General features: G+C 70.9%; 16 protein-coding genes. 3 read left to right on the top strand and 13 right to left on the bottom strand.

Annotated features, from left to right (window positions below; all coding sequences use genetic code 11):
• The first annotated feature begins 56 nt into the window (after window positions 1-56).
• Window positions 57-1,298: an amino acid deaminase/aldolase gene (locus E9998_RS02800; RefSeq protein ID WP_136528190.1), complete on the top strand. Its 1,242-nt coding sequence runs from the start codon at window positions 57-59 to the stop codon at window positions 1,296-1,298.
• A 51-nt stretch (window positions 1,299-1,349) separates the two neighbouring features.
• On the opposite strand, the gene E9998_RS02795 is transcribed toward E9998_RS02800, so the two are convergent.
• The 3 genes from E9998_RS02795 to E9998_RS02785 form a co-directional block, all read right to left on the bottom strand.
• Window positions 1,350-4,064, bottom strand: a complete 2,715-nt coding sequence (locus tag E9998_RS02795; protein ID WP_136528189.1) for a transglycosylase domain-containing protein — start codon at window positions 4,062-4,064, stop codon at window positions 1,350-1,352.
• A 512-nt stretch (window positions 4,065-4,576) separates the two neighbouring features.
• On the bottom strand, window positions 4,577-6,217 hold the full coding sequence (locus E9998_RS02790; protein WP_136528188.1) for an FAD-binding dehydrogenase: 1,641 nt from the start codon (window positions 6,215-6,217) through the stop codon (window positions 4,577-4,579).
• Window positions 6,218-6,294: 77 nt separating this feature from the next.
• Complete coding sequence (locus tag E9998_RS02785) at window positions 6,295-6,936, bottom strand: flavin reductase family protein (RefSeq protein WP_192907037.1); 642 nt, start codon at window positions 6,934-6,936, stop codon at window positions 6,295-6,297.
• Window positions 6,937-7,088: 152 nt separating this feature from the next.
• Here E9998_RS02785 and E9998_RS02780 point away from each other — a divergent pair, with 152 nt between their 5' ends.
• Window positions 7,089-8,072 (top strand): SRA domain-containing endonuclease, encoded by a 984-nt coding sequence (locus tag E9998_RS02780; RefSeq protein ID WP_136528187.1) that lies wholly within the window; start codon window positions 7,089-7,091, stop codon window positions 8,070-8,072.
• A 2-nt stretch (window positions 8,073-8,074) separates the two neighbouring features.
• On the opposite strand, the gene E9998_RS02775 is transcribed toward E9998_RS02780, so the two are convergent.
• The 9 genes from E9998_RS02775 to lpdA form a co-directional block, all read right to left on the bottom strand.
• Window positions 8,075-8,563: a pyridoxamine 5'-phosphate oxidase family protein gene (locus tag E9998_RS02775; protein ID WP_136528186.1), complete on the bottom strand. Its 489-nt coding sequence runs from the start codon at window positions 8,561-8,563 to the stop codon at window positions 8,075-8,077.
• A complete protein-coding gene (locus tag E9998_RS02770; protein WP_136528185.1) occupies window positions 8,560-9,138 on the bottom strand; it encodes a dihydrofolate reductase family protein in 579 nt (192 codons plus the stop codon). Before E9998_RS02770 ends, E9998_RS02775 begins: the two co-directional genes overlap by 4 nt.
• A 125-nt stretch (window positions 9,139-9,263) precedes the next feature.
• Window positions 9,264-9,497 carry a hypothetical protein gene (locus E9998_RS02765; RefSeq protein WP_136528184.1) on the bottom strand — a complete coding sequence of 78 codons (234 nt, stop codon included), beginning with the start codon at window positions 9,495-9,497 and terminating at the stop codon, window positions 9,264-9,266.
• 140 nt (window positions 9,498-9,637) lie between these two features.
• On the bottom strand, window positions 9,638-10,453 hold the full coding sequence (locus E9998_RS02760; RefSeq protein ID WP_136528183.1) for a class I SAM-dependent methyltransferase: 816 nt from the start codon (window positions 10,451-10,453) through the stop codon (window positions 9,638-9,640).
• Window positions 10,454-10,511: 58 nt separating this feature from the next.
• Window positions 10,512-10,916 (bottom strand): hypothetical protein, encoded by a 405-nt coding sequence (locus E9998_RS02755; protein ID WP_136528182.1) that lies wholly within the window; start codon window positions 10,914-10,916, stop codon window positions 10,512-10,514.
• Between the two features lie 43 nt (window positions 10,917-10,959).
• Window positions 10,960-11,931, bottom strand: coding sequence for a phosphotransferase (locus E9998_RS02750; protein WP_136528181.1), 972 nt, complete (start codon window positions 11,929-11,931; stop codon window positions 10,960-10,962).
• A gap of 105 nt (window positions 11,932-12,036) precedes the next feature.
• A complete protein-coding gene (locus E9998_RS02745; protein ID WP_136528180.1) occupies window positions 12,037-12,468 on the bottom strand; it encodes a hypothetical protein in 432 nt (143 codons plus the stop codon).
• 210 nt (window positions 12,469-12,678) lie between these two features.
• The gene (gene sucB, locus E9998_RS02740) at window positions 12,679-14,385 is read right to left on the bottom strand and encodes a 2-oxoglutarate dehydrogenase, E2 component, dihydrolipoamide succinyltransferase (RefSeq protein WP_136528179.1); all 1,707 of its coding nucleotides are present in this window, start codon (window positions 14,383-14,385) and stop codon (window positions 12,679-12,681) included.
• A 24-nt stretch (window positions 14,386-14,409) separates the two neighbouring features.
• The gene (lpdA, locus tag E9998_RS02735; protein WP_136528178.1) at window positions 14,410-15,798 is read right to left on the bottom strand and encodes a dihydrolipoyl dehydrogenase; all 1,389 of its coding nucleotides are present in this window, start codon (window positions 15,796-15,798) and stop codon (window positions 14,410-14,412) included.
• Window positions 15,799-16,013: 215 nt separating this feature from the next.
• Between lpdA and E9998_RS02730 the strand changes: the two genes are divergently transcribed.
• A complete protein-coding gene (locus E9998_RS02730) occupies window positions 16,014-16,346 on the top strand; it encodes an oxidoreductase (protein ID WP_136528177.1) in 333 nt (110 codons plus the stop codon).
• Window positions 16,347-16,489: 143 nt separating this feature from the next.
• Here E9998_RS02730 and E9998_RS02725 read toward each other — a convergent pair whose 3' ends face one another.
• On the bottom strand, window positions 16,490-17,947 hold the full coding sequence (locus E9998_RS02725) for a leucyl aminopeptidase (RefSeq protein WP_136528176.1): 1,458 nt from the start codon (window positions 17,945-17,947) through the stop codon (window positions 16,490-16,492).
• Between the last annotated feature and the right edge of the window lie 47 nt (window positions 17,948-17,994).

Here is a 17,994-nt window from a genome sequence, read left to right as displayed (position 1 = left end):
GTGTACTTCACGGTAGCTTTCATTCAACCCCACATGACCTGCGGAAGGGAAGCCGGATGGGCAACCACGGAGTCAGCGGCGCGTCGGCGGCAGGGTTCGGCGGCGCGGCGGACCGCCGCTTCGCCGACCTCGACCGGGCGACCGCCACGATCCAGCCGCCGTTCGCGGTGGTCGAACTCGGCGCCTTCGACACCAACGCCGCCATACTGCGGCGCAACGCGATCGGGAAGCCGCTGCGGCTGGCCAGCAAGTCCCTACGCTGCCGCGCGCTCATGCGGCGGGCGCTCTCGCAGCCCGGGTTCAAGGGCATACTCGGCTTCACGCTGCCCGAGGCGCTGTGGCTCGCCGAGGAGTTCGACGACGTCGTAGTCGCCTATCCGACCGCCGACACCGACGCGCTGCGCCGCCTCGGCGGCGACGACGAGCTTGCCCGCCGCGTCACCCTCATGGTCGACTCGGTCGAGCACCTCGACTTCCTGCGCCGCCACGTCGAACCCAACCCGTCGCGGCCGCTGCGGCTGTGCCTCGAACTCGACGTCTCGCTGGAGCTGTTCGGAGGGCGCGTCCACATCGGCGCCCACCGCTCCCCGGTCCGCACCCCCGACCAGGCGATGGCGATGGCGCACGAGATCGACAAGCGCCCGGGCGTCAGCCTCGTCGGCATCATGGGCTACGAGAGCCAGATCGCGGGCGTCCAGGACGCCGTCGGCGGCGCGGCCCTGCGGATGCCCATGGTGCGCTTCATGCAGCGCGTCTCCAAGGTCGAGCTCGCCGAGCGCCGCGCCGAGGCCGTCGCGGCCGTCCGCGCCGTCGCCGACCTCGAATTCGTCAACGGCGGCGGCACCGGCTCGGTCGTCTCCACCGCCGTCGACCCCTCCGTCACCGAGATCGCCGCGGGCTCGGGCCTGTACTCCCCGGCCCTGTTCGACGGCTACCGGTCCGTGCGCCCGCTCCCGGCCGCGTTCTTCGCCCTGCCGGTCGTGCGCCGCCCCCGGCCCGGCATGGTCACCGCCCTCGGCGGCGGCTGGGTCGCCTCCGGCGTCCCCGGCCCCGACCGGCTCCCCAAGCCCGCCTTCCCCGGCGGCCTGCGCTACACCAGGACCGAAGGGGCCGGCGAGGTCCAGACGCCGCTGCGCGGTCGGGCCGCAGACGGCCTGTCGATCGGCGACCGCGTGTGGATGCGCCACGCCAAGGCCGGCGAGCTCGCCGAACGGGTCAACACCGTGCACCTCGTCTCCGGCGGCGAGGTCGTCGACGAGGTCCCCACCTACCGCGGCGAGGGCAAGGCCTTCGCCTGAGGAACGACGCGGGCCCGGAGGGATCTCCCTCCGGGCCCGCTCACACTGCGGTCAGTCGTCGTCGCCGCGGCCGTTCCCGCGCCCGTCGTCCTCGGGCGTGCACAGGTTCATGGCCTCCCAGATCGGCGGGCAGTCCTCCGAGGCCGGGGGCGTCTCGCGCTTGCACTTGGTGTCGGTCGGGTTCGCGATGCAGTACTCGCTGTCGGCGTCGATCGTGCCGTCCTCGTTGAGGATGTCGTCGAGGATCGGGTTGCCCACGTGCGTCGGCTGGCCCCACTCGGTGCGCTCGTACTCCTTCTGGCCGATCACGTCGTCCATGAACTTCTGCCACACCGGGGCGCTGGTGTTGCCGCCGGCCACGCCCTCGGGGCTGCCCTGGTCGTTGTAGATCGGGTCGGACTCGGAGGTGGCGTTGCCGACCCAGGTCGCGACGCTCAGCTGCGGGATCGCGCCGGTGTACCAGGCGTGGGCGCTGTAGGCCTCGGGGTACTTCTCGCACTGCTCGGCGACGTCGGTGGTGTCGGGGTCGTTGCGGCACTCGGCCTCGTAGCCGTCGGCCTCCCAGGTCCCCGTCTTGCCGAAGAACGGGCGCTGGTCGGCCGGGCCCTCGCCGATGAACCCGCCGATGTACTGGAGGTCGCGGGCCATGCCCACGTCCATCGTCTTCTCCTGGTACAGCTCCCGCTCCGGGGGGACCTCGTTGCCGTTGCGGTCGAGGAGCTTGGCGACGTAGTGCGTCTCGACGTACACCCCGTCGTTGGCGATGGTGGCGTAGATCGCGGCCATGTCGCGCACGCTGACCGGGTACTGCCCGAAGCCGATCTGGTTGTCCGCCGGGTACCGGGGCGACTCGGTGACGAGCCGGTCGACCACGCCGTCGTTGTTGATCGGCTCCCCGTCGGCGTTCTCGAACGAGTCGATCGCCGCCCAGTAGTCGATGGCGCCGTTGGAGTCGGTGACGTAGTCGCCGTTCTCGTCGAGCATCACGCCGTGGCGCGAGTAGGTGTTCTCGCCCTCGCCCGGCTTGTTGACGAAGGAGTAGGTGACGTTGGCGCCGTTGGCCTCCTCGCCGTTGAGGTAGGTGTAGCTGTCGGACTTCGACAGCGTTGTCAGGCCCATGTCGACGGCCTGGGAGAGCACCGTCGAGGCCCCGTACTTGTCGGCGATGGCGTACATCGGGGTGTTCTTGGAGTTGATGACGGCGTCGGCGAGCGTCATGTCGACCTCGGGGTCGGACTGCTGGCCGTTGCGGAGCTTGCCGTCGTTGACGTCGCCGAGCGACTCGAACTCGCGCGGGGAGTCGGCGTTCCACCACGAGTCGATGGAGGCGCCCTGGGTGAGCGCGGTGGCGGCCGTGACCATCTTGAACGTCGAGGAGGCCGGGTGGGGGCTCTCGGGGCCGCTCTTGTCGATGCCGGTGCCGTCCTCGCCGCCGTAGTAGCCGAGCACGGCGCCGGTCTTGGGCTCGATCGCCACCAGGCCCGTGGTCATCGCCGTGTTGTAGTTGAACAGCGCCGCCTCGTCGTTGGTGTTCTCGAACTCGAAGTAGCCCTTGTCGTTCTTGTACACCTCGGCGTCGGCGCGGTTCTCGACCTTCTCGCCGTCGGCGTTGAGGAAGTTGCCGTCCTCGTCCTCCATGACCTTGAGGTGCCCGCGGCTGGCGGTGGCGCTCGCGGCGGCCTGAATCACCGGGTCGATGGTGAGGACCACGGTGTAGCCGCCGGTGCCCGCGTCGTGCCCGTAGAACTGCTTCTTGTCCAGGCCCCAGCGGCTTTCGAGCTCGGCCCAGACGTAGCCGTCGGTGGGGTTGGTGATGAAGCCGGTCGTGGTGTCGTGGCCCCACGAACCGGGGTTCTTCAAGGTCTCCAGGGTCTCGGGCATGCCCGCGTCGAGCTGCTCCTGGATGATGGCCCGGTCCTCCTCGGAGATGTCCTCGGTCATCGTCAGCAGCGTCTCCATGCCGTGCGTCCACCGCGCGGAGGGAGCCGTCGACTCCTCGCCGGCCACGCGCGGGTCGAACGAGCCGTCACCGGCCTTGACCTGCATGACCAGCATCATGCCCTGGGCCCAGCTGAGCTCCTCGACCTTCGTCCCGAACCAGACCTCCGAGGCGGCGGCGATGCCGTAGGTGCCGCGGCCGTAGAAGTTGAGGTTGAGGTAGTGGAGCAGGATGTCCTTCTTCGAGTACTCCTGTTCCAGCTTCATCGCCATGACGGCCTCCTTGGCCTTGCGGCCGTAGGAGATGTCGCCGCGGATGTCCGAGACCATGCCCGCGTACTGCTGGCTGATCGTCGAGGCGCCCTGCGTGTCGCCGCCCTTGATGTTGTTGATGAGCGCGCGCATCGTGCCCTTGTAGTCGACGCCCTCGTGCTCGAAGAAGTCCTTGTCCTCCAGCGCCAGCAGCGACCACACCACCGAGTCGGGGAGGTCCCCGTAGTCGTCCACGAGCTTGCGGGTGTACTCGCCGTACCCGGCGATCGGGGTGTCGCTGCCCGAGTACGTGAACGTGGTCGACTCGCCGAACGCGAGGTCCTCGGGAGCGGGCACCGACTCGAAGAACCAGGACCCGGCGACGGTGATCGCGCCGAGCATCATCAGGCAGACCATGATGAGGGCCGCGTAGACGCGGCGGCGGCGCTTGGAGATGCGCTTCTTCTTGCGGCCGGGCCCGGACGCGCCGGGGACCGCCTTGGGCCGCGCCGCGCCGACCACCGAGGCGCGACCGACGCTGCCGCGGCCGGTCGCAGGCCCGACCGGCACGCCCACGGACGCCGAACCGGACGGCCGCCCGGGGACCGGACCGGGAGGAACCGGACCGGGAGGCGGGCCGCCCGCGCTCCAACCGCCCGCCGGCCCGGGGCCGGCGGGTCCGCTGTTTGGAGGTCCGACCGAAGGGTCCGAGTTGGGGCGGTAGTAATCGCTCATGCTCAACCATCCACGAGTTGTGAGGTGCCGGTCCTCGGCGCGGCCGCGGATCGGCTTCGGCGGGGGTCCCGGTGGTGCCGATGGGCTCGGCGGGCACCCGCAGAATCTTGGATGTTAGCGGACCACGCGCGGTAAACGAGGAGTGCTCGGTTTCGCGGGTGGGGAATGCCGCTTACGCACCACCTTAGACCGCCGCCGCCACGCCCGGACGCCCACGTCGCGGCCCGTGGCCGCCCGCCGCCGCGACGTGACGGGCGTTACTTCGCGACCTTGCCATTTCAAGACCCTGCTACTTCACGACCCTGCTACTTCACGACCCTGCTACCTCACGACCTTGCTACCTCAAGACCCTGCTACTTAACGACTCCGCGCGCCGCCTGCCGCCCCGAGTACAGGCACCCGCCCAGGAACGTCCCCTCCAGCGACCGGTAGCCGTGCATCCCGCCCCCGCCGAACCCGGCCGCCTCACCGGCCGCGAACAGCCCAGGCAGCGGCGCCCCGTCCGCCGCGAGCACCCGCCCGTCCAGGTCGGTGTGCAAGCCGCCCAAGGTCTTCCGCGTCAGCAGGTTGAGCCGCACCCCGATGAGCGGACCGGCCTTCGGGTCCAGCAGCCGGTGCGGCGACGCCACCCGGATGAGCTTGTCCCCCCGGTAGTTCCTCGCCCCGCGCAGCGCCGTCACCTGGAGGTCCTTCGTGAACTTGTTCGCCATCTCCGCGTCCCGCGCCAGCACCGCCGCCTCCACCGTCGCCAGGTCGAGCAGCCCCTCCCCGCTGATCGCGTTCATCTTCGCCACCAGCTCGGGCAGCCCGGTCGCCACCGCGAAGTCCGAACCGTGCTTCTTGAACGCCTCCACCGGCCCCGGAGCCCCCGGCAGCACCCGCTTGAGCAGCAGCTTCACGTCCTTGCCCGTCAGATCCGGGTTCTGCTCCGAACCCGACAGCGCGAACTCCTTCTCCAGGATCTTCTGCGTCAGCACGAACCACGTGTACTCGTGGCCCGTCGTCATGATGTGCTCCAGCGTCCCCAACGTGTCGAACCCCGGGAACAGCGGCGCCGGCAGGCGCTTGCCCGTCGCGTCCAGCCACAGCGACGACGGCCCCGGCAGGATTCTGATGCCGTGGTGCGCCCACACCGGGTCCCAGTTCTCGATCCCCTCCGTGTAGTGCCACATCCGGTCGCGGTTGATGAGGTCGGCCCCCGCCGTCTCCGCGATCCCCAGCATCCGCCCGTCCACGTGCGCCGGGACGCCCGACAGCAGCCGCTTCGGCGGCGTGCCGAGCCGCTCGGGCCAGTGCCGGCGCACCAGGTCGAAGTCGCCGCCGATCCCGCCCGAGGTCACCACCACCGCCTCGGCCTCCAGCGCGAACTCGCCCAGCGACTCCCGGTTCGACGCCACGCCCCGATCCGAACCGTCCGGCGCCAGCAGCGTCCCCGAGACGCCCGTCACGGCCCCGTCCGTCACCGTCAGCGCGTCCACCCGGTGCCGGAACTTCAGGCGCAGCCGCCCGTCGGCCGCCGCCTCCCGCACCAGCCGCACGAACGGCGCGATGACGCCCGGCCCGGTGCCCCACGTGATGTGGAACCGCGGCACCGAGTTCCCGTGCCCCTGCGCCGTGTACCCCCCGCGCTCGGCCCAGCCGACCACCGGGAAGAACCGCACCCCCAGGCCGTGCAGCCACGCCCGCTTCTCACCCGACGCGAAGTCCACGTACGCCTCCGCCCACTTGCGCGGCCACGCGTCCTCGGGCCGGTCGAACCCCGCCGTCCCCAGCCAGTCCTGCCACGCCAGGTCGTGCGAGTCCTTCACGCCCATGCGCCGCTGCTCCGGCGAGTCCACCAGGAACAGCCCGCCGAACGACCAGAACGCCTGCCCGCCCAGCGACTGCTCGCCCTCCTGGTCCAGCAGGGTCACCGACTTCCCCAACCTGACCAGCTCGGCGGCCGCCGTCAACCCGGCCAGACCGGCCCCCACCACGATGACGTCACTGTCCATGGCCCGCGCCTTCCAATGCAGCAGCTCCCGCGCCTACCGACGCGTACGGGAGATATAACCAGGGCGCGGACGACCCGTCAACCGGACGCGGCCGCCGCGGACGGCATGACCCCGTGCGGCATCTCCCACGCCGACGCCAGCGCCGACGGCCCCACGTTCACCGCGCCCCCGAAGAACTCGCAGAACTTCATGATCAGCGGATCCCAGCCCACCGGGTCGACGTACGCCGTCCCCGGAATGACCAGCCGTTCCTCCACATGCGCCCGCACCACCCGCACCTCGACCCCGCTCGCGTTCCGCCCGAACGGATGCACCTTCTCCACCAGGCACTCCAGCTGGATCGGGCACTCCAGCACCCGCGGCGCCGCCACCGACTCCGACGCCTGCGGCGTCAACCCCGCCGCCCCGAACTTGTCCGCCTCGAACCGGTACCCCTTCGCCGCCTTCCGCTCCGGCACCGGCGACGCCCCCGTCAACGGCGCCAGCAGGTCGACCGCCCCCGCCAGCTCCGGCGGCACCAGGTTGAGCACGCACTCCCGCTCCCGCACCAGGTTCCGCATCGTCTGCGACGAGTTCCCCAACCCCAACATGCACGCCTGCCCCAGCCACCACGCCGACGACATCGGCGCCACGTTCGCCGACCCGTCCTCGTTCACCGTGCTGATGAGCACCACCGGCGTCCCGAAGTACAGCACCTTCAGATCCACGTCCACATGCACAACGGCCTCCTCCATCGATCCGACCAACGAGAACCCAATGGAACCCGCGACCGACCCCGATGTCCGGCAGGAAAACGACATCGCGCTCCCTCACCGCCGACCCCCGCGCCCTAAACTGGCAGTCCCCGCCGCACCGCCCTGGAGGTCAGCCGATGGCCGAACACGAGACGATCCACCCCGGCGACAAGCGCACCCGCACCGAGATCCGCAAGGTCTGGGGCGGCTCTCCCCAAGGCGGCATCGCGCCCTCCCGCGAATCGGCGTCGGTCCTCATCTACTCCGACCCCGGCCGCGGCGAGCAGTTCGGTTACCACGACGGCTGGCTCACCGACCCCGACGGCCGCCTCGTCTTCGAGTACACAGGGCACGGCCAGGACGGCCCGCAGAAGATGTGGATCGGCAACAAGGCCATCCGCGACCACGCGCTCCAGTCCCGCACCCTCCGCGTCTTCGCGGCGAGCGGCGCCGCGAACCGCAAGCCGCAGGAGTTCGAGTACCTAGGCGAGTTCGAACTCGACGCGGCCGAACCCTTCTACAAACGCGAAGCGCCCGACGAGCACGGCGAACTCCGAATGGTCTTCGTGTTCCGGCTCCGCCCGGTCGGCGACGTCGTCGTCGAGGACGGGCACCGCCTGCCCGCCGCCGAGGCCACCACCGTCACGACCTGGCTGCCGCCGACGCCGCAGGAGACCGCCGCCGAGACCACGAGCAAGGCCGTCGCCACCGAGACGAACACCCGGACCCGAACCACCCGCAAGGCCACTGAGGAGGCCGAGGTGGTGCGCCGCGAGGCCGAACTGTGCGCCCGATTCGAGGCGGCGCTCCTCGCCCACGGACACGCGCTGTGCCGCTACGAGATCCGAGTCAAGGGCGAACGCGGCATCCTGCGCACCGACACGGTCGACGTCACGGCCGGGGTCCTGTACGAGGCCAAGGCCGGAGCCGACCGGGATTCGATCCGGATGGCGATCGGGCAGCTGCTCGACTACCGGCGGCACCTCGACCCGGTGCCTTCGGCGCTGGCGGTGCTGTTGCCGGAGGCGCCGAGTGCGGATCTGCGTGATCTGCTCGACGAGGTGGGCATTGCGGTCGTCCATGAGGTGGACGGCGTGTTCGTGGGTTGGCCGGTTTCCTAGGGTCAGAGGTGGACGGTTCGGCGGGTGTCGGTGCCGGTGCCGTGTTCGGGGTCGTCGCCTCGGATGAGGACGGAGTGCTCGGCGATGCGGGCGCGGTAGAGGCGGTAGGGGGCGGGGGCGCGGAGTTCCTCGGGGGCGAAGTAGGTGAGGTCGGGGTAGCGGGCCGCGTAGTGGGCGGCGGCCTTGGGGAGTTCGGGACGGGGGACTTCGTCGGCGGTGCCGCGCATGTAGACCGCACCGGCTTTGCCGATGGGGGCGTGGGAGCCGAAGACGACGATGGCGACGGTGTCGCGGGAGGCGAGGTTCCGCGAGTGGCGGGCGGTGGGGGAGGAGACCCAGTACAGCTCGGAGTAGCCGTCGGGGGTGAAGAACACCGGTGTGGCCCAGGGGGAGCCGTCGTCGTCGGCGGTCGCGAGCGTCATGTACTTGTTGGCGTCCACGATGGCGCGGGCCAGCTCTTCGAGGCGCGCCTGGGACGCGAGGGCGGTCATCGGACGATCCTGAATCGCAGGTGGGTGGCGTTGCCGGTGGCGATCGCTTCGGTGCGTTCGAGTTCGACCGGGCCGCCGAGGTGCTCGAAGAGGCCGGTGCCGGCGCCGAGCAGGACGGGCGCGAGGTGGATCTGGATCTCGTCGAGGAGTCCGGCTGCCAGGCACTGCCGTGCGGCGCTGGCGCCGTGCACGCCGACGACCCCGTCGCCGGCGGCCGCCTTCGCCTGGGCCACCGCGGAGGCGATGCCGTCGGTGACGAAGGTGAAGACCGGGGCGCGCACGGTCGCGGGGTCGGGCGCGTGGTGGGTGAGCACGAAGCACGGCAGCGGCCCGGCGGGTCCGCCGTCGCCCCAGCCGCCGTCGCCTTCGGCCAGGTCGTAGGAGCGCCGTCCCATGAGGATCGCGCCGGCGCCGGCGCCCATCCGCTTGAGGAGGGCCTCGTCCTCCGGTTCGGGTTCGGTGAGCCAGCGGTGCAGGAGTTCGCCGCCGTCGCCGAGTTGGCGTTCGCGGGTGACGTTCGGACCGGTGACGAACCCGTCCAGTGACATCGAGATCCCCGATATGACCTTGCCCATGACTGCTCCCTGCGCGTCTGCTCTGAGGACACGTGCTCGCAAGTGCAGACGAGCTTCGCGCGGCGGATTCATCGCGCCGCGCGAAGTTTTTCTCGAAGCTGTGGTTCGAGGTCCACAATCGCAGGTCAGGGCGGCGGGAGGCTCCATGCGGCCTGGCGGAGCGTGTCGGCGAGGTGGTCGGCGGCGGTCTCGATCTCCTCACGGCCGAGGCGGTCCTCGAGGCGGTTGGCGCCGATGCGCGCGAGGATGAGGATGTTCAGGGCCGTCTCGCGCAGCAGCGCTTCGAGCGGAGGGCGGGGCCGGGCGCCGGCCAGGGCGGTGATCGCGTCGGCGAGCCGGTCGAGTTCGGGTGCGGTCATGGGTCCTCCTGTGCAGTTGTGCCGGGGCTCCTCCCGGTGCCGCAACGGTAGCCGCGGCCGCCGACATTCCGCGGGGACGAGCGCGGGCCCCAGGTCCTTCCGGATCGGAAGGACCAGAGGCCCGCTGGGAGTCTGCCGGTTCAGGCCCTCGCGAGGATCTCGCCGTGGGGGATCATCAGCCAGCCCTCCGGGTCGGCCGCCCATCGGCGCCATTCCTGGGAGATCGCCTGCAGCGCTTCGGGGGTCGCGAAGCCGCCTTCGAGGGCCTGCTTCGCGAAGTCCGAGTGCAGGCTCCGGTCGGCCCACAGTCCGCCCCACCAGGCGCGTTCGGCGTCGGTCGTGAAGGTCCAGGTCGAGGTGGTCGCCGTGATGGTCTCGGCGGCGAAGCCCGCGCGCAGCGCCCAGGCCTTGAGCCGCCGACCCGCGTCCGGTTCGCCGCCGCCCGCGCGGGCGACCTCCTCGTAGAGCGCGAGCCACGCGTCCAGTCCGGGCAGTTCGGGGAACCACGTGAAGGCCCGGTAGTCGCTGTCGCGCACCGCGATCAGGCCGCCGGGCCTCGCGACGCGGCGCATCTCGCGGAGCGCCTGCACCGGGTCGCCGACGTGCTGGAGCACCTGGTGGGCGTGCACGACGTCGAAGCTGCCGTCCTCGAACGCCAAGGCGTGCACGTCGGCCGTGCCGAAGTCCATGTTCGCGAGGCCGCGGGAGGCCGCCTCCTTCGCGGCCTGCTCCACGATGGCCGGAGCGTGGTCGACGGCGGTGACGTGCCCGCTCGGCACCAGCGCGGCGAGGTCGGCCGAGATGGTTCCCGGCCCGCACCCGATGTCGAGGACCCGGTGGCCGGGGTCGAGTTCGGGCAGGAGGTACGCCGCCGAGTTCTGCGCCGTTCGCCAAGCGTGGGAACGCAGGACGGACTCGTGGTGGCCGTGGATGTAGGTCGCGGTCTCTTTCGCCATGCGCACGACGATAACGCGGGCGTACCAATAAATGGGAGAAATATTCCATGATGTGGACTCACCATCGGCGCCGACGCGTCAGCCAGTCGGCCGCCGCGAGCCCCGACCACCGCATGAGCCCGTCGATCGCCGGAGAGACCAGGCCCCCGGGGCGGTCGGGCCAGCCGCGCAGCAGCGCTCCCGATGCCGCGGCCGTGAACGCCTTGAGGTTCCGGCCGCTCTTTGCCCGCAGGCCGAGGCCCACGAGCGCCGGGGGCGGTGTCGGGAGCGCCGACGCCGCTTCGGCCCACGCGTCCAGGAGCCGGTCCACCGTCGCGGCCGTCATCGGCAGTGTCACCGGTTCGCCTTCCGCCGCTTCGTAACCGGCGACGACCCAGTCGCCGACCTCGTCGGTGAACCGCAGTCGCGGCGCGGGGACCTGGGATGGGAGCGCGGCGGTGACGAGCGCTTCGCGCCGGTACATGTCCCTGACCAGCGGCGTCCCCGGCCCGGCGGCGCGCCGGAGGTCATGACCAGCCGCGGCGGCGTGCGAGCCAGTCGGCGGCGGCGAGGCCGCTCCAGCGTTGGTGGCGCCGGAGGTACGGGGAGACCTCGGGGATCGGCGGGTCGTAGGACTGCGACAGGTAGTAGCCGGTGATGGAGGCCAGGACGGCGTCGAGTTCGTCGGCGGTGACGCCCGCGGCGGTCGGGTGCTTGTGGAACAGGGCGTCGGCGTCGTGGCCGTCGCCGTGGGCGGCGACGAGGAAGCACGCGGTGTCGAACCAGGTCGAGTGGACTTCGACCCAGTTCCAGTCGCAGATCCAGGCCTGGTCGGCGCCGACGATCATGTTGTCGGGGCGCAGGTCGAAGTGCATGACCGCGTCGGCGGTGAGGGCGGCGTCGATGCCGCGCTCGATCGTCGCGAGTTCGGCGGTGCGGCCTTCGAGCGCGGGCGGGAGAGGGAACGGCTCGATGCTCCCGGCGTCGAGGGAGGCGAACTGCCGGAGCTTGTGGTCGACGGGATCGGCGGTGACGCCGAGGTCGAGGAGCGCCTGCGGGGCCGGGGTGAGGGCGGCGGCGGCGCGGGCCCAGGCGTCGAGCATGAGGTCGAGGTCGCGGGGGTTCATCGGGAGGGTGGGGGCGCGGCCGTCGACCGCTTCGAAGCCGAGGACGGTCCAGTCCTCGAAGTCGGCGGCGAATTCGAGGCGCGGGGCCGGGACCCCTGCGGGGAGGGCCGGGTTGACGAGCGCCTCCCGGCGGTAGGCGTCGAGCGCCCGGGAGTTGCCGGGTCCCGCGGCCTTGACGAAGAGTTCGGCTCCGGAGCTTGAGCGGACGCGGGCGGCGAAGCCGCTGCTGAAGCCGCCGCCGGCCATGCGCACCTCTGCGGGCTCGCCGCCGAGCGCGGCGGCGACGCTCTCGCGTACGAAGGGGGGCAGCGTCTCCCATGCGACGCGCACGGCGGTGGCGTCGTAGGGGACCGTGGGGCCGAATCGGGACATGGGTCGAGTCTCGCCGCCCGCGGGCGGGCCCGCAATCGTTTTAGGAGGGACGCGGAAGGCCCCCCGGCGCCGTGGTGGGGACGGCGGCGAGGGGCCGGTTCCATTCTAGGCGTTCGCGAGCAGCGAGGGAACCACCACCGGCAGCACATAGCAGCCGATGTCGCCGACCGCGCTGTAGGCGAGCGCCCAGCGGGCGGTGCGCGCGTCCCGGCACAGGACCACGAAGGCCACCATGCAGCTGAGGGCGCGCTGCGCGTCGGTGATGAAGCGCAGCCACGATTCGGCTTGGGCCGGATCGGGTTCGAGGACGGCATCGAAGAGGACGGTGACGAGCCGCTCGCCGTCCTTCGCGTAGGCCGCCGCGACGCAGACGAGGAGCCGCTCCGAGGGTTCGGGGGCGACGAGGGTCCTGCGGCTGACGGTGATGCTGTCGTATTCGGGGAGTTCGGGGCCTTCGGTGCAGTAGTACAGCTCGGTGGCGAATTCGGGGCGGGTCTCCATCAGCATCGCGAGGAGTTCGTTGTACTCGATCGGCATTCGAGTTCCTAACTTCCGCATGGGGTGTCAAAAGGTGGGTTGTAGGAAGAACGAGGACTTGCGTATCGGGTTACGGGTTACCGAACCGTAGTGCGGGCGCAGATCGCGGATGCATGGTTTCGCATGAGGCGCAGTGGAATTCCTGATGCGAGAATGCCGCAGGGGCGCGGCGGGATCATCCCGCCGCGCCCCTGCGCGTGTTCGTCTTGTCTAGAGCCCGAGCTGGTGCTCGAAGTTGCCCTCTTCGATGCGCTTGGTGACCGCTTCGAGGTAGCGGGCCGCGTCGGCGCCGTCGATGAGGCGGTGGTCGTAGCTCAGCGTCAGGTGCATGACCGAGCGCACCGCGATGACCTCGCCCAGATCCGGGTCGTTGACCACCCGGGGGCGCTTGACGATCGCGGCGGTGCCGAGGATCGCGGACTGCCCGACCGGGACGATCGGCGTGTCGAACAGCGCGCCCACCGAACCGGTGTTGGTGATCGTGAAGGTGGCCCCGAACAGGTCGTCCGGAGTCAGGCCGCCATCGCGCGCCTTCTTGGCGATGTCGGCGATCCGCTTGGCCAGGCCCGGGATGTTGAGGTCGCCGGCGTTCTTGACGACCGGGACGATGAGGCCCTTCGGCGTGTCCACCGCGAAGCCCACGTGCTCGGCCTCGGGGTAGGTGATCGTCTTCTCCTCCATGCTCATGGTGGCGTTGACGATCGGGTACTGCTGGAGCGCCTCGATCGCGGCGATCGAGAAGAACGGCAGGAAGGAGAGCTTGACGCCGTGGCGGGCGAGGAACTCGTCCTTCTTGGCCGCGCGGAGCTTCGCCACCTTGGTGACGTCCACTTCGCGCACCGTCGTCAGCTGGGCCGTGGTCTGCATCGACTGGAGCAGGGCCTTGGCCGCGGACTGGCGCAGGCGGCTCATCTTCTCGGTGCGGCCGCGCAGCGGGCTGACCTCGGCCGGAGCCGGGGCGGCCTTCGCCGGAGCGGCGGCGGGCGCTGCGGCAGGGGCCGCGGCCTGCTTCTTGGCGTCGATGACCGCCTGGACGTCCTCCTTGCGGACGCGTCCGCCCACACCGGAGCCGGCGACCTCGGCGAGGTCGACGCCGTTGTCGGCGGCGAGCTTGCGCACCAGCGGCGTCACGTACGAGCCGGAGGGCTTCGGCGCCGACGGCGACTCGCCGCCCACGGGCGCGGTGACCTCGGGAACGGCCGGGGCCGGGTTCGTCGGCGTGGACTCCGCGGCCTTGGCGGGCGCGGGGGCCGGTTCGGACTTGACCGCGGGCGTCGGTTCGGCGGCGGGAGCGGCGGCCGGGGCCGCGGCGCCGGAGCCGATGACCGCGAGGACGGCGCCGACCTCGGCGGTCTCGTCCTCGGCGACCCGGATCTCCAGCAGCGTTCCCGCGGCCGGGGACGGGATCTCCGTGTCGACCTTGTCGGTCGAGATCTCCAGCAGGGGCTCGTCGACCTCGACGGTGTCGCCGACGGCCTTGAGCCACTGGGTGACCGTGCCGTCGGTGACCGACTCGCCGAGCTCGGGGAGCAGCACCTCGGTGCCGGTGGCCGCACCGGATGAGGCGGGCGCCTCCTCGGCCGGGGCCTCCTGGGCCGCCGGAGCGGCCTCGGGCTCGGGTTCGGGCAGCGTCTCCTGGGCCGGAGCCGGGGCGGGCGCGGCCGAGCCGCCGGCCTCGGACGGGTCGCCGATGATCGCCAGCTCGCCGCCGATCTCGACCTCGGCGTCCTCGGGCGCCACGATCTTCAGCAGCACGCCGGCGACCGGCGAGGGCACCTCGGTGTCCACCTTGTCGGTCGAGACCTCAAGCAGGGGTTCGTCGACCTCGACGGTGTCGCCCTCCTGCTTGAGCCACTGCGTCACGGTCCCCTCGGTGACCGACTCACCGAGGGCGGGCATCGTTACCGATGTCGGCATCGTTCGTTCAACTCCTGCGTGTGCTTAGTCGTGGGCGTGCAGCGGCTTGCCGGCCAGCAGCATCGCCGCTTCACCGATCGCTTCGTTCTGGGTCGGGTGCATGTGGATGAGGTTCGCGACGTCGTTCGCGTAGGCCTCCCAGTTGTAGATCAGCTCCGCTTCGCCGATCTGCTCGGAGATGCGGGCGCCGACCATGTGGACGCCGACGATGGGGCCGTCCTCGACCGCGACGAGCTTGACGAAGCCCTGGGTCTTGAGGATGTTGGACTTGCCGTTGCCCGCGAGGTTGTAGTTGACCGACTTGATCCTGTCGGCGCCGTACTTCTCCTTCGCCTTGTCCTCGTTGAGGCCCATGGAGGCCACTTCGGGCTCGGTGAAGGTCACGCGCGGGATGCCGGTCTCGTCGATGGGGGCCGGGTTCAGGCCCGCGATGTGCTCGGCGACGAAGATGCCCTGGAGGAAGCCGCGGTGGGCGAGCTGGATGCCGGGAACGATGTCGCCGACGGCGTAGACGCCCGGGACGCTCGTCTGGAGGCTCTCGTTCACGGGGACGAAGCCGCGGTCGAGGGTGACGCCCTGCTCCTCGTAGCCGAGGTTCGCGGTGACCGGGCCGCGGCCGACGGCCACGAGCACGATGTCGCCTTCGACGACGGTGCCGCCCTGGATCGTCACCTGGACGCCCGTAGCGGTCCTCTCGACCTTCTCGAAGAACTTGCCGGTGTGGAACTTGATGCCCCGCTTGCGGAAGGCGCGTTCCAGCTGCTTGGAGGAGTCGGCGTCCTCGGCCGCGATGAGGCGGGGGAGGCCTTCGATGATCTCGACCTCGACGCCCAGGGACTTCCAGGCGGAGGCGAACTCGACGCCGATGACGCCGCCGCCGATGACGATGGCCTTGCCGGGCAGCTCGGTGAGTTCGAGCGCGTGCTCGGAGGCGATGATCTTCTCGCCGTCGATGTCCAGGCCCGGGAGGGTTTTGGAGTACGAGCCGGTCGCGAGGATCACGTGCTTGCCGGTGACGGTGCGTCCGCCGTCGACCTGGACCGCGTTGGGCCCGACGAGCTTGCCGGTGCCCTGGATGAACTCGACCTTGTGGGCCTTCACCAGGCCCTGGAGGCCCTTGTACAGCTTGGAGACGACGTCGTCCTTGTACTTCTTGACCGCCGGCATGTCGACGCCCTTGAACTCGGCGAGGATGCCGAACTGCTCGGACTCGCGGGCGGTGTCGGCGACCTCGCCGGCGTGCAGGAGCGCCTTGGTGGGGATGCAGCCGCGGTGCAGACAGGTGCCGCCGACCTTGTCCTTCTCGATCAACGCCACCGACAGGCCCAGCTCGGCCGCGCGGAACGCCGCGGCGTACCCGCCGCTGCCGCCGCCCAGGATGACTACGTCGTATCCTGCGTTCGGGTCGCTCATTGCTCTCCCCACTTAGTGATGCCTAGGTTCGGAGCCCATCCTTCCACCGGACGCGACTCGTGGTCGCCCAGACCCGGTGGTTGGAGTGTGCAACACCATTCAACCGCTTGCCGGAAGCATTCGGAAAGTCTTGCCCATGTGCGGCTGGACACAGGCGTCTCAGCCCCTGTGTACGCTTGAGAGTCGACGCCACCTCGGGTGCGGAAGGAGCGGCTGTGGGCTGGTTCGGACGGAAGAAGAAGCAGGACAGCGGGACGTTGGACCGGGCATCGGACAATGCCGACCAGCGACACCTCATCGATTTCATCAAGACGCGGTCGGGCGTCGAGGCCTACATCGAGCCGAAGACGACGGTCACCGCGACCACGGTCGTGCTCATCGCCCACGACGGCGAGTGGACCCGCCGCCGCATCGACGGCCCGGCAGGTGCGTTCGCCCTGGGACGCAAGCACAACCTCCCCGTGTACGAGGTCGCCAAGACCGGATATCCCCAGCGTAAGCGGGACTACGACGCCCGGCGCAAGCTCCAGCAGCAGCGTCCCCAGTGACCCCTGCGGCCGCTTCCGGGCGGTCGTGAACACAACGATTTCGCGGCATTCGCCGCACCGTCCCGCCACATGGTGGTGAGGGCGAACGGACGGGGCGCGGCCGTATCGGCCGCGCCCCGTCCGTTCGTTGTTGGAAGGCGCCGTCAGGAGGCGAACTCCTCCAGGGCCGCCACCAGCGTGCGGACCGGGAACCCGGTCGCGCCCTTGGCGATGTACCCGTAGGCCGAGTCCGAGTCGGCCGGTCCGGCGATGTCGAGGTGCGCCCAGGGGACCTCCTCGGGAACGAACTTGGACAGGAAGATCCCGCCCTGGATCATGTGGCCGTCCCGCTTGAGGCCGGTCGCGCACTGCGAGACGTCGGCGATCGACGAGTCCATGAGCTTGACGAGGTCCTCGGGGAAGGGCATCGGCCAGCCTTGCTCGCCGGTGTCCTCGCCGATGCGCCGCAGCCGCTCGGTCTCGACGTCGGAGCCCATGAGGCCCATGGTGCGCCGCCCGAGGGCGATGAGCTGCCCGCCGGTGAGCGTCGCCACGTCGTAGATCGCGTCGGGCTCGTCCTCCAGGGCCCGCGAGAGCGCGTCGGCGAGCACGAGGCGGCCCTCGGCGTCGGTGTTGAGGATCTCCACGGTCATGCCGTTGCGGATGGTGATCACATCGGAGGGCCGGTAGGAGGAGCCCGAGACCATGTTCTCGGCCAGCGCCACGGTGCAGGTGACGTTGACGTCGAGGCCGAGCCGCGCGGCGGCGACGGTCGCGCCGACCACGGCCGCGGCCCCGGCCATGTCGCCCTTCATGTCCCACATGCCCGCGACGGGCTTGATGGAGATGCCGCCGGAGTCGAAGGTGATGCCCTTGCCGACGAGCGCGACGTGCTTGACGGCGCCTTCGGGCCGGTAGGTGAGGCGCACGAGGCGCGGTTCGGCGGAGGAGCCCCCGCCGACGGCGAGGACGCCGCCGTAGCCGCCGGCCGAGAGCGCCTGGGCGTCGAGGATCTCGACCTCGACCCCGGCGGCCGTGGCGGCCTGCTGGATCTCGATCGCGAAGGTCGGCGGGCGCAGGAGGTTCGCGGGCGTGTCGGCCCAGTCCTTGACGAGGGCGACGCTCTCGGCGAGGACCGCGGCCTTGGTGACCGCGGCCTCGCCCGCGCCGTAGACGCTGACCGTGGCGGGGGCGGCGTCGCCGTTGCCCTCGGTCTTGTAGCCCTCGAACTTGTAGGCGCCGAGCGCGGCGCCGACGGCGGTGGCCTCGGGGTCGCCTTCGAAGGCGATCGCGACGGTCTCCTTGCCGAAGGCGGCGCGGACGGCGGTCCCGGCGGCGCGGCGCAGCGTTTCGTCGTCGAGGTCCTCGGCGTCGCCGAGGCCCACGGCGTACACGAGCGCGGCGGCGAGGCCCTCGGGCGCGGGCAGGCGGGTGAGCGAGGAGGCGCCGCCGGTGTTGCCGAGGGCGGCCAGCTGCTCGGCGAGGCGGCCGCCGAAGGCGGCGTCGACGCCCGCGAGGCTCTCGGGGAGCTCGGGGGCGTCCTCGCCGGCGAAGACGCCGACGACGAGCACGTCGGCCTCAGCGGCGGCGGCGTCGCCGGAGGCGCTGATCAGATCGGTCACGATCCATCCTTAGGTGTGCGGGTACTGGGGATCAAATGCTCCGATCC

Source organism: Glycomyces paridis, assembly GCF_004912155.1.
In the GTDB taxonomy this organism is placed as follows: domain Bacteria; phylum Actinomycetota; class Actinomycetes; order Mycobacteriales; family Micromonosporaceae; genus Glycomyces; species Glycomyces paridis.
This window is presented reverse-complemented; position numbering and strand designations above follow the sequence as displayed.